Raw genomic sequence first — 11,871 nt, forward strand, 5'->3', positions numbered from 1 at the left:
GTCTTTTCTAATATTTACCCGTAAAACTACAGGAATCGCGAACAATGAGCTGCGGTTTAAGAATGACTGATGTAGGTTCAAGGGCAGAGCCTTCAATTCGTGAGTACAATAAGCGGGCGGCATGAGCTCCCATCATACGGGTGAACGAGGAAACCGTAGTTAATTTGGGACTAATGATTGCCGCCTCCGGAATATCATCAAAGCCCACGATGGCCATATCCTGTCCGGGATTAATGCCTGCATCCTTAAGCTTCATCATAGCACCGATCGCAATAGTATCGTTATAGCAGAAAATGGCAGTAGGCCGGTCGGGCAGGAGCAAAAGTTTTTCAATTGCCTCAATTCCGCCTTGCCGGGTAGCCGGGCTTTCGATAATAAGTGAAGGATCAATCGTAAGGCCTGCTTGCAGCAGTGCATGATCATAACCCTGTTTACGCCCTTGCCAGGATGAAAGCTGAGAAAAACCACCGACTAAAGCAATCCGGCGGTGCCCCTTCTGAACGAGATAATCGACAGCAATTTGGCCTCCCAGTACGTTATCCACGCCTACGTAATCGCAGTTGGCTTCAGGCAGCCTTCTGCCAACAAGTACTACGGGTATTCCTAACTGTTCAATCCGGTTTATCGGTGCACTGGGACTACCAGGGACTGCTGACAAGATGATGCCGCCTACCCTGTGCTCCAGCATAGTGGAAAGCAGGCGTTCCTGAATGGACTGGGAGTCAAAGGTTGTTCCCAGAATAACAGTCTGCCCGAACTTATCTAATTCCTGGTGGATGCCGACCAGCAGCTCTGAATAAAAAGGATTGGCAAGCTCCATGATGATGAGGCCCACCGTTGTGGAAACTTTGGAACGCAAATTAGCAGCAACACGGTCATAGACATAACCTAATTGCTGCATTGAGGCTAAAACCTTTTCACGGGTCGCTTCCGTAATATGTTTGCTGCCACGCAGTACCAGCGAAGCGGTAGCACGGGATACGCCTGCGTGTTTAGCGACATCCTGTAATGTTATATGCGTTTTCTTTTCTAGTTTCATGTGACCACCTAATACTACAAAGTTTACCATAAACGGTAAATGAGCGAGCAGGGTAAGTCTGATTAGCACTAAAGACAGTATAAGATAAGGACTGTTGACTGTCAATGAAGCAGCCTGGTTTGGCAGTGTTAATAGCACAAGTTCATGCATTTTTGCGTCAATTCTAGTAAGGAGTACCGCGATAGAACGTGAAGGTATTCACACATAGTCTGATTATACTATATTTTTAAAATAGTCTGCAAATACTTATTGACAGCGAGCAATCTGGGATACTATACTTTCATTAGATCGATCTAATAACTAAATGATACAAATGGTATTCATTGATTTGCGTTACTTGAATCGACAAAATAAGATGAATTTTGTATGAAAGACAAACTATAATCGACTAAGAAGGTGAGTAGCACGTTTGAGTTGTATTTAGAAAGGCCTGGAATTATGCAAATCCGTGAATCCCGGCAACTACCTGCGCTTACAGCGAATGATGTAAAAATTAAGGTTAGCTGTGGTGGTATATGCGGATCAGATTTGAGAGTTTACAAGGGGACGATCAGCTATGCGCAATATCCTCTCCGGCCCGGGCATGAAGTAATCGGCACTGTTGTTGGGGCAGGCAGTAATGCGCAGCATAAGATTGGTTCCAAAGTGGTCGTGTTTCCGAATACCTATTGCGGTGAGTGCGAGTTTTGTGCAGGCGGAAAAACAAATATCTGCATACATAAAAAACCATTAGGAGTATCAACTGACGGTGTTTTTGCACAGGAGATTATACTTGATGCAAAATATCTCATACCTGTTCCCGCTGAATTGCCGGATAAAAGAGCAATTCTCATTGAGCCCTTTGCCGTTACCGTTCATGCTCTGAAAAAAGCCGGTATTACCCCAGGAACAACTGTGGCGGTAATCGGCTGCGGTACGGAAGGCTTGTTGTCAATTGCCCTGGCACTTTATCAAGGGGCTGAGGTAACTGTTATTGATATTAATCCGCTTAAGCTAGCATTGGCTGAGAGGTTAGGGAAAGTAACCACACTCCTGCCTGGAGAAGTCAATAATAAAGTGTTTGATGTAGTAATTGAAGCTGCTGGAGTAAAAGAAGCCATCCAGCAGGCGATAAGTATCGTTAAGCCTGGCGGAATAATGGTACCCTTAGGAATAACCATGGATCCGGTACATCTATCCCCTATTCACATTGTACGTAACGAGATATCCATTCTAGGCTCTATCATTTATACTGTTGAAGATTTTGCGGATGCGATTACTTATTTGGGTGATCCTTCGTTATTTGTAGAACCGATTGTCTCTAAAACATGGGCATATGAAAACTATCAGGAAGCGTTCAATGATGCCATGTCAGGGGATTATGCCAAGATTATTGTAACATTTGACTAGAGAATTACCGGTAGAGGGGGGCTGGGCCATGGTAACGTAGAAATAAGGACAATGGTGCCAACCAGTTAGAAGGTAAGTTACTAATAGGAAGAGGGGCGTGTAGGAATGAAAAAGTATCTTACGTTAACAAGTTTAGCAATCATAATCTGTTTGCTGCTGGTCACCGGTTGTTCTTCACAAACGCAATCGGGAGAAAAGAAAGACGGCGCCAAAGTGATGAAACTGGGAATTGTTACAAATAAAGACCGCTCACTGACAAAAGGTCTGCAAAAGTTCGCTGAACTAGTTGAAAAAGAATCAGGTGGAACAATTAAAGGAGAAGTATTTTCTGACGGTGTATTAGGCGGAGACCGCCAGGTATTGGAAGCCTTGCAAATGGGGACGGTCCATGGAACGGCTGTTTCTACCGGTGTTGTTGCTGCCTTTGCCCCGCGATTTGATGCTTTTGACCTGCCCTTTTTATTTAAGGATAAAGCAACTGCATACAAAGTTTTTGACGGACCAATCGGGCAGGAAGTCCTGCAGGATCTTCCTAAATCAAGTTTAATTGGCTTGGCTTATTGGGAGAACGGTTTTAGACATTTAACAAACAATAAGCGGGAAGTGAGAACCGCAGATGATATTAAGGGCCTGAAAATCCGGACGTTGGAAAGCAAAGTTCATGTTGAAACATGGAAAACACTTGGTGCTAATCCCACACCGATGTCCTTCTCGCAACTTTATACCGCTTTGGAGCAAGGTGTTGTTGATGGTCAGGAAAACCCTTACGGCAATGTAGTAACAAGCAAGTTTAATGAAGTGCAAAAATACCTGACTAATACTGGTCATGTCTATAATGCCAATGTATTTATTGTCAGTAAGGTTTTCTGGGATTCGCTTACCGATAAAGAACGGGATGCTGTGAAAAAAGCAGCGGAAGAATCGAAGGTTTATCAAAGAAAGCTGAATGAAGAGGAAGACCAATCAAGTGTTAAATTCCTGACGGAAAAAGGCATGAAAATTAATGAATTGAATGCAGGCGAGAAAGACAAAATCATGCAGATGCTTGAGCCTATTTATAAACAAGTGAGTACGGCTGTTGGTGGAGATTTGGTTGACAGACTGATAAAAGCAGCGAAGTAGCCGGGGAGCAAGGAGAGTTCTTAAGAAAGGTTCTTAAGAACTCTCACTTAGTAAAGCCTCCTACCTTAATACCAAGCAACATCAATGGGGGAAATAAAAATGAAAAAGCTAGCAAAGATGGAATCCGCTTTTAATGGTATTATGGCCCTTTTCTTAGCGCTTATGGGTCTCTTAATCTTCACCAACGTAGCATTGCGTTATCTTTTTAATTCAGGCTTAACATGGGCTGAGGAATTATCGCGCTTTTTGTTCGTATGGACCGTATTCCTAGGGGCAATTGGAGCTCTCAAAGATAATAATCATTTGGGCTTCACATCTCTGGTGCAAAAATTGCCGCCTTTTGGTAAGAAAATATGTTTTATCATAAGTAATGCAATGGTATTGGGGACTCTGTGGGTGCTTTTCCAGGGAAGTCTGAAATTAACGATGATGACATCCCACACTTTGTCTCCTGCTACGGGGATACCCTTATCGTATATGTATATCATTGGCATTATTTCCAGTGTAGGTATGTTTCTAGTAGTTTGCTGCAATATATACCGGGCTATATTCGTAAAGGGAGCTGTGGAAAGGCTTGTTGTACTAAAGGAATCAGAAGAAGAAGTCACCATGGAGAATAGTGGTAAAGGAGAAATAACCCAATGACGGTAGCTGTATTTGTCTTCTCGTTATGTGGTGCCATGGCGCTTGGAATGCCTATCGCTTTTGCATTGTTAGTTTGCGGAGCTGCATTGATGCTTCATCTTGGGATGTTCGATACCCGCATTCTGGCACAGAATTTAATTGTAGGCGCTGATAGCTTTGCATTAATGGCTATTCCTTTCTTTATTCTTGTAGGTGAGTTAATGAATGCAGGAGGAATTTCCAAGCGGATTATTGGTTTTGGCTTGGCGCTTGTGGGTCATATTCGCGGCGGTTTAGGTTATGTTGCAATAATGACAGCGTTCATTTTTGCAGGTTTATCAGGCTCGGCAGTTGCGGATACGGCTGCGCTGGCAGCCATTATGGTTCCAATGATGGCTGATGCCGGCTATGATAAGAGCCGCTCAGCCGCGCTTATCGGGGCAGGCTCTATTGTTGCGCCTATTTTGCCGCCAAGCATTCCTTTTATTATTTTTGGTTCTCTTAGCGGTGTATCAATTATGAAACTTTTCATGGCTGGCCTGTTTCCCGGCTTAGTAATTGCTGTAAGTCTGGCAGTTACCTGGTGGTATATGGCGAGAAAGAAAGAAGTGAAGGTTTTTGAGCGCAAATCTTTCAAAGAAATTTTGATTGCCTTTAAGGATGCCGCATGGGCGCTGGCATTGCCCATTCTCATCATGGTTGGTATCAAAGGCGGTGTTGTTACTCCCACGGAAGCCGCCGTTGCAGCAGTATTTTATACGCTGTTTCTGTGTTTCGTAGTCTATAGGGCACTAACCGTCAAGCAGCTATATCATATCCTGATTTCAGCAGCAAAGACGACAAGCGTTATTCTGTTTCTCATTGCGGCGGCTATGGTATCCTCTTGGCTTATTGCCATAGCAAACATTCCTGCATCAATTACTGGCTGGCTTTCCGCTTACATGGACAGCCCGCTGTTATTAATGATTGCAATTAATATTCTGGTATTTGTAGTTGGAACAGCCATGGATTTAACGCCTACCGTACTCATTCTTACACCGGTGTTAATGCCAATTGTTTTGAAAGCGGGTATTGATCCAGTTTATTTTGGTGTAATATTTATTTTGAATAATGCGATTGGCCTGCTGACTCCACCAGTCGGAACAGTATTAAATGCTGCCTGCGGTGCGGGAAAAGTACTCATGGATGACTTAATGAAAGACATTATGCCTTTCCTGATTATTGAAACAGTAGTCCTTATTCTGATGATCTTATTTCCTCAGCTTGTTCTTGTTCCTATGCGCTGGCTGCTGGGGTAAATACCGGTACTGTATGCTGCAAATCTGGCATAAGTAAAACTATTGATTAGATCGATCTAATGAGCGTTGATTGACAGGGAAGACAGTCATATATGTTCAGAAGAAATCGAGTGGGGAGGATACAAATATGAAAGATCTGGTTTCCAATCAGTTAATTAAGTATCTGGAAAAAAGAGGTGTTAAGCACATCTTTGGTCTATGCGGACACACCAATATCGCCGTCTTAGCGGCTTTATCCAAAAGTGAAAAAATCCGCTTTGTTAATGTGCGCCATGAGCAAATTGCCGCTCACGCTGCCGATGGCTATGCCCGAGTAACGAAAAAAGCAGCTGTTGTGCTGAGTCATCTCGGCCCAGGGCTTACCAACGCCGCTACCGGTGTAGCCAATGCTGCTCTTGACTCGATTCCAATGGTGGTGATTGCCGGAGATGTTCCTACTCATTATTACGGCAAGCATCCTCACCAGGAAGTTAACCTCCATGCCGATGCAACCCAATGGGAAATCTATCGTCCCTTCGTTAAACGGGCCTGGCGGGTTGAACGGCCTGATCTTTTCCCGCAGATACTGGAAAAAGCCTTCGCTCTGGCTGAGTCAGGGCGTCCCGGTCCGGTGCTGGTGGATGTGCCCATGGATATCTTCTCGATGGAAGTGGAGACTGCACTTTTTGAATGCCTGGAGCGTAATACCAAGACCATTCAAAAACCTTCACTAGATGAAGAAATTGCGGGTACCATCGTCAGGGCTCTGGCTGAAGCAAAAAATCCGCTAATTTATGCGGGCGGCGGCATTATATTGGCCGATGCGGCACAAGAACTGCAAGAATTCGTCGACCATATGGGTATTCCTGTCGCTCACAGCTTGATGGGGAAAGGGGGATTGCCTGATGATCATCCTTTTACCTTAGGAATGACCGGCTTTTGGGGAACGCAATTTATCAATGATAAATGCCGGCAGGCCGGCTGTATCCTCGGATTAGGGACCAGCTTCAAAGAAGCGGACTGCAGTTCGTGGTATCCCGAATATACCTTTGATTTTAGTGTCACCAAGCTCATTCACATTGACATTGATGCAAGTGAAATCGGCAGAAACTATCCAGTTGAAATAGGAGCGGTAGCCGATCTAAAGCAAGCCTTGACTGTTCTAACCCGCGTGGCGAAAAAACTGTATCCTGCTGCCAGAGAAAATCAAGCGCTTAAGGCAGAAATCAGTGCCTATCGCAAGGATTTTAAAGCAGGCAATAAGCCTTTGGAAGAATGTAATGCTTTCCCGATGAGTCCGCAGCGCATTCTGGCAGATGTGCGGGATGTACTGCCACGCAATGGCATTATCACGACTGATGTGGGCTGGAATAAAAATGGCGTGGGTCAGCAGTTCCCCATCTATGAACCGGGTTCTATCCTGACACCAGGTGGGCTGGCTACTATGGGGTTTGGTTCACCGGCAGCGCTTGGAGCAAAAGTGGCAGCTCCGGACAGAGTAGTAATTTCGCTCATCGGTGACGGAGGTTTTGGCCAGAACCCGGCAGTGCTGGCTACAGCGGCAATCGAAAATATTCCGGCTATCTTCGTCATCATGAACAACTATGCTTTTGGAACCATTGCAGGCCTTGAAAAAGCACATTATGACACCACCTTTGGCACGCTCTTTATCAAGGACGGCGAGCCTTATTCGCCGGATTATGCGGCAATTGCCAGAGCCTATGGCGTGGAAGGCGTAAAGATCGGGTCTGCGGAAGAATTCAAACCGGCGCTGCTAAAAGCGATTGAATCGAACAAACCATATGTGCTTGATGTATCAATGGTCAACAACCCGGTACCGACCGCAGGGCACTGGAACATTATGGACATTTATTCTCCCGGCAAAAAAGTGCACCATGTAAGCACTAATTAAGGAGGAGAAAAATGACACAGCAGTATTCTCTAGCTCATTTAACAGTACTCGGTTGTGCGCCGCCGGAAATGACGTATATTGCGGCAAGAGCGGGTTATGATTTTGTCAGCTTCCGGCCTATTTTCTTCGGATTACCTGGAGAACCAAACTATGCGCTAGGCGAGAACAAGGAACTTTTGCGCCAGACGAAGACAGCTCTTGCCGATACGGGGATGAAACTGTTAGACATTGAGCTGGCGCGAATTTTTGATGGTGTTGATCCGAAGAAATATCTGCCTGCTTTAGAAGTGGCAGCCGAACTTGGCGGTCGTCATGTATTAAGCAGCATTTGGACGGAGGATCGCAGCTTCGCCATAGAGCGTTTTGCTGAACTTTGTGAGCTTGCAAAATCATTCGGACTGACCGTAGACCTGGAATTCGTTACGTGGGCCAGTGTTTCGACACTCAGGGGAGCGCTGGATATTCTCCGAGATGCCAATAGTGACAATTGTGGAGTTTTGGTCGATACCCTTCATTTCAACCGCTCGCGCGTAGGGCTGGAGGAACTGGAGGCAGTGCCTCGCGAATGGTTTCATTTCGCCCATCTGTGTGATGGCCCGGCAGAGATTCCGGATACCAAAGAGGCGCTGATTCATACTGGACGGGATGAGCGCCTGTATGCAGGAGAAGGAGGAATTGATATTGCTGCTATTTTGAAACGGCTGCCTGCCATTCCTTACTCCATTGAGCTGCCTCATCTTGCACGGGTTAAAGAACTTGGCTATGCCGAACATGCCTGGCGCTGCCTGCAATCGGCAAAGAACTATATAGCTGTTCATCAGCAAAAATCTGAATATCAGGTCGCGAGTGGTGTGTTTAACAGTCTCTTGACTTCCGGGCATTCGCCGGTAGCGTTATAAAAAAATATGGGAGCCGCCTGCTGTTGACCTGTCAATGGTTGGCGGTTTCTTAGTACGGTCTTCAGTCTGTTTTAGAGGGTGCTTCAATGAAAATGATCTGATGACGAAAGAAGGGAGAATATGTACACTGCAGCAACTGGTATGAGGTGGCCTAATCAAGTAGCAATTTGCGAAGTTGGTTTACGGGATGGACTGCAGAACGAAAAGAAGGTACTCAGTGTTGATGAAAAGCTCGAACTGCTGGATATGGTGACTGGCTCAGGTATTAAAATCATTGAAGTAGGCTCTTTTGTTCATCCTAAAGCCGTTCCACAAATGGCTGATACAGAAAGAGTTGTTCGTCAGATGACAAGAATGGCCGGAGTGGAATATCGTGTTTTAGTTCCTAATTTAAAAGGGCTGGAAAGGGCATATGATGCCGGTATAACAAAAGCAAAGCTGACCATATCAGTCAGTGAGTCTCATTGTATTAATAACTTTAATCAAACTCCGCTGGAGATGATGAAAGGTTTTGTGCCTTGCGTTGAATATGCTGCCAAACATAATATAAAGCTCTCCGGAGCATTGTCGTCTGCTTGGGGATGTGCTTTCGAAGGGAAGATACCTGTACAACAAATCGAAAAAATTGTGCTTGAATATTTAAAACTAGGCATTACTGAGCTATCCCTGTCAGACGCTACCGGTATGGCTAATCCCAGGCAAGTATATGAGATTGGCAGCTATATGGTTAAGACCTTTCCACAGGTAAAATGGATTTTGCATTTTCACAATACCCGTGATATGGCTTTAAGCAACATCATTGCCGGTCTGCAGGCGGGTATTACTACTTTTGATGGTGCTTTTGCCGGATTGGGCGGCTGCCCCTATATTCCCGGTGCATCAGGCAATATTGCAACCGAAGATGTGATTCATATGCTGCACGAAATGGGAATTGCCACCGGCATAGATTTGCCGAAAGCGATGGATACCGCCCGCAAGGCTCAACAAATGACTGGCAGCCAGGGGGAAAGTCATGTACTAAAGGCAGGGCGCTGTGAGGATCTTACCAATGAAAAGGCTAGGAACCAAAATAATCGATGATTCAAGCAGGTATACCGTAACTAAAGTACGTTTGTAGTTGTAATATTGACAATAGTTAACAGCACTGCTATGATTAGGCTAATATAAGCAAAAATGATGATGGAGAAGAGTAAGTATTGGGAGCTGTTCAGAGAGCCGGTGGGTGGTGCGAACCGGTCAGTCCGATAGTGAAGTTCACTCTTGAATTGCAAGCTGAAAACTGGTTTTACTGCCAGAGTAGGCTGTGCCGGCTGCCGCCGTTATGAGGCTTGAATATCGGACCTGTGGTCCCGTATTTGAAGAGTGGCGCAAGCAAGCAGGGTGGTACCGCGGGTAGATGACTCGCCCCTAAGATAATTAGGGGTGAGTTTTTAGTTTGTTCATGTAGTATAGTAATATAGTAGGAGGTTATGGAAATGAAACGTAAAAGTGTTGGTGACGGGACTCCGCCTGCCATTTGCACCCCTTTGGTAGGCAATTGCAAGGATGAAATTATTGCTGAGCTGGCAGATATTTTGTCTAAGAAACCGGATATGCTGGAATGGCGTGCAGATTTTTTTCAGGATATTGGCAACACAGCGGAAATATTGGCAGTTGCCGATCTGATTACCTCTACTGCCCGGAATGTGCCAATCATCTTTACTGTACGCTCAAACCGGGAAGGCGGTGAGCCGATACCTCTGGCGGATGAAGAAGTTATTGGCCTATGTGCAGCAGTTTGTACTCATACGGCTATTGAATATATTGACTGTGAATTGAGCAATGCCCCTGAGCATATGGTGTTTTTGAGGGATGTAGCGCATAAACATAATAAAAAAATTATTGCTTCTTTTCATCAGCATTTTTATACGCCAACGAAAGAGTTTTTATTGGCAAAGCTGACCGAGGCGCAAGAACAGGGGATGGATGTCGCTAAAATAGCTGTAATGCCTTGTAGTATGGAAGATATCATAACCTTGTTGTCTGTTAGTTTAGAGGCTAACAATCAATTGAACATACCGGTTATTGTCATTGCGATGGGACCGTATGGGGTGATTACCCGCGTCGCCGGAGGTGTTTTTGGTTCAGCAGTCACTTTTGCCGTAGGCCATAAAGCTTCGGCACCCGGACAAGTTCCGATTGATGATTTACGGGCAGTTCTCCATACGCTTGAACAATCGATGAAATCATAAGAATCGCGGCTCTCAAGTTGTAATTTGAGAGCCGCGATTCTTTTTAGTGGTGGCGGCGGCAATAGCGGCACCGATGCCTGATCCATCTTTTGTAAGGACGCATTTTATTTGCCCAGCTTTTACACCGACCAATTCCTGTAAAGTCTGCGAAATGGTATCGGCGTAGCCAGGCAGCTTTTCATATAATGAGCCATCTATGGATATCGTATGCAAACTGTTTAAAGTGGGATCGATATGCTTCAGTATGGCTGCGTAGCTGGCGGCTGCCAGGCGGGCTGAGCGCGTGGCGATAAGGCAGGCCGAGTGCTGTAGTACTTCCCGGTCATCGAGAGAAACAGCAGTTGGACTGCTGTGCTTGGCAAGCCACAGGGAAATCTGTTCTGGCCTAGCTGCGGCATCTTGTAAAACTGCCACATCCCAGCCAGATAAGGCACCGACTGTCTGTAAGAAAACGGGACAGTTACCGTTGAATAGGAGTCCTTGGGTTACAACATCGAGCAAAACAAGGCGAAGTAATTCACCAATATAACGTCCTGCACACATTTTTTCCAGCTTTCCTGCGCCAGGGCGAGAACTGTATTGATCCAGCAAGGCATCATACTTATTGCCGGAGATTTTATCAAAGTTTCCGGATTCGATATTAATATACGTGGGATGGGAAAACCTTGGTGGCTTCGGCTCAAGATAGCAAGTATTGTGGCCGGTGCCGCAAATAGAGCCGATATCGGCATAGCGATCCTGGTAGGCCGCCGCTAAGAGCGCGCTTACTGTGTCATTCGTAATTGTCACAGGTTGAATATTAGACAAGCCGCGGTCAGCTAATGCCTGATGCAGCAAATCCACGACATTATGGCCTACAACACCGGATGTGTTTATTTCCTTCGTCCAGTGCAGTAGAATAGCCTGGTTTGTACCGGTCTGGCGACAGGGGAAAGAAAAGGTATGGCCTAACAAATATGTTTTGCCTGGCTGAGTGAGCTGTGCCAACTGGTCGGCAAGAAAACCGAATAGCTCCGCTGCGGTTGACGTTCTGCTGGTGAAATCATAATTTTTAGATTGATTGGACAGCGGCACATCCTGCCGTTTAAGTATCGTATAGTTGCCCTGGCCGGTGAGTTTAATCAGCATAACCCGTACATTCGTACCGCCGAAGTCAAGGGCGAGGAAGATTCCTGTTTCTTGCCCGTCAGGCTTAGTCAGAAAAGATGGCAGCATGGCTAATGAACTCGCCTGTCCTTGAAGCCCTTCCTTCATGTCATGAAGAAATAATTCCACTATGCCTGTCAGCTGGGCAGTAGAAAACGTAAAATCAGTATGCAATTGATCCAGGTACTGCTGTGTGGTAGACATAAAAGCAAAGTCCTCCCCTTGCAGTTAC

The 11,871-nt window shown here is 45.6% G+C and carries 10 protein-coding genes and 1 other annotated feature; of the genes, 8 read left to right on the forward strand and 2 right to left on the reverse strand.

Translation table 11 applies throughout. From position 1 onward, the window contains the following. Positions 1-7: 7 nt before the first annotated feature. Complete coding sequence (locus RTR76_RS17940) at positions 8-1,039, reverse strand: LacI family DNA-binding transcriptional regulator (RefSeq protein WP_312523403.1); 1,032 nt, start codon at positions 1,037-1,039, stop codon at positions 8-10. Between the two features lie 438 nt (positions 1,040-1,477). On the opposite strand from RTR76_RS17940, the gene RTR76_RS17945 reads away from it, so the two are divergent. From RTR76_RS17945 to aroD, 8 genes are all read left to right on the forward strand, one after another. Then, positions 1,478-2,428 (forward strand): alcohol dehydrogenase catalytic domain-containing protein, encoded by a 951-nt coding sequence (locus tag RTR76_RS17945; RefSeq protein ID WP_312523405.1) that lies wholly within the window; start codon positions 1,478-1,480, stop codon positions 2,426-2,428. 105 nt (positions 2,429-2,533) lie between these two features. Continuing rightward, complete coding sequence (locus RTR76_RS17950) at positions 2,534-3,550, forward strand: DctP family TRAP transporter solute-binding subunit (RefSeq protein WP_312523407.1); 1,017 nt, start codon at positions 2,534-2,536, stop codon at positions 3,548-3,550. Positions 3,551-3,649: 99 nt separating this feature from the next. After that, positions 3,650-4,195 (forward strand): TRAP transporter small permease, encoded by a 546-nt coding sequence (locus RTR76_RS17955; protein WP_312523409.1) that lies wholly within the window; start codon positions 3,650-3,652, stop codon positions 4,193-4,195. Beyond that, the gene (locus RTR76_RS17960) at positions 4,192-5,472 is read left to right on the forward strand and encodes a TRAP transporter large permease subunit (RefSeq protein WP_312523411.1); all 1,281 of its coding nucleotides are present in this window, start codon (positions 4,192-4,194) and stop codon (positions 5,470-5,472) included. Before RTR76_RS17955 ends, RTR76_RS17960 begins: the two co-directional genes overlap by 4 nt. Before the next feature lie 127 nt (positions 5,473-5,599). Then, positions 5,600-7,363 (forward strand): thiamine pyrophosphate-binding protein, encoded by a 1,764-nt coding sequence (locus RTR76_RS17965; RefSeq protein WP_312523416.1) that lies wholly within the window; start codon positions 5,600-5,602, stop codon positions 7,361-7,363. Positions 7,364-7,374: 11 nt separating this feature from the next. Beyond that, on the forward strand, positions 7,375-8,262 hold the full coding sequence (locus RTR76_RS17970) for a sugar phosphate isomerase/epimerase (RefSeq protein ID WP_312523426.1): 888 nt from the start codon (positions 7,375-7,377) through the stop codon (positions 8,260-8,262). A 120-nt stretch (positions 8,263-8,382) separates the two neighbouring features. Then, on the forward strand, positions 8,383-9,342 hold the full coding sequence (locus RTR76_RS17975; RefSeq protein ID WP_312523427.1) for a hydroxymethylglutaryl-CoA lyase: 960 nt from the start codon (positions 8,383-8,385) through the stop codon (positions 9,340-9,342). Positions 9,343-9,429: 87 nt separating this feature from the next. Continuing rightward, positions 9,430-9,674: a binding site (T-box leader), on the forward strand. A 63-nt stretch (positions 9,675-9,737) separates the two neighbouring features. After that, the gene (gene aroD, locus RTR76_RS17980; RefSeq protein ID WP_312523429.1) at positions 9,738-10,493 is read left to right on the forward strand and encodes a type I 3-dehydroquinate dehydratase; all 756 of its coding nucleotides are present in this window, start codon (positions 9,738-9,740) and stop codon (positions 10,491-10,493) included. Positions 10,494-10,505: 12 nt separating this feature from the next. Here the strand turns inward: aroD and RTR76_RS17985 are convergent, their stop codons facing one another. After that, positions 10,506-11,843 (reverse strand): hexokinase, encoded by a 1,338-nt coding sequence (locus RTR76_RS17985; RefSeq protein ID WP_312523431.1) that lies wholly within the window; start codon positions 11,841-11,843, stop codon positions 10,506-10,508. Positions 11,844-11,871 lie beyond the last annotated feature (28 nt).

Origin of the sequence: Anaerospora sp., from assembly GCF_032013335.1 — a bacterium.
Classification (GTDB): Bacteria; Bacillota; Negativicutes; order Sporomusales; family DSM-15969; genus Anaerospora.